General features: G+C 72.9%; 1 pseudogene. It reads left to right on the forward strand.

Annotated features, from left to right (window positions below):
* Positions 1–377, forward strand: a pseudogene (locus PUR61_RS09465) (type I polyketide synthase); the annotation flags it as partial.

The following is a 377-nucleotide window of genomic DNA, read 5'->3' on the forward strand; positions in this document are numbered from 1 at the left end:
CGAACGCGCACGTGATTCTGGAGGAGCCCCCGGCGACCGAGCCCGTGTCCGCGCCGGTGCCGACGCGGTTGCCGATCGTGCCGGTGGTGCTCTCCGGTCACACCTCCGAGGCTCTGCGGGCTCAGGCCGCGCGCATGTTGCCCTCCGCCGGAGAAGGCGGGGACCCGGCGGTGGCGCTCGGCGCCGCCGCGATCCGGCGTGCTGCGTTGTCTCACCGGGCGGTGGTCCTCGCCGGTGGGACCGGTGAGTTGATCGGTGTCCTGGGCGCGGTAGCTTCCGGTGCGGGTGGTCTGACGGGTGTTGCGGGTTCTGGTCGGGTGGCGTTCCTGTTCACGGGGCAGGGTGCGCAGCGTGCGTCGATGGGCCGGGGGTTGTAC

The organism is Streptomyces sp. BE20, from assembly GCF_036322525.1.
GTDB lineage: Bacteria > Actinomycetota > Actinomycetes > Streptomycetales > Streptomycetaceae > Kitasatospora.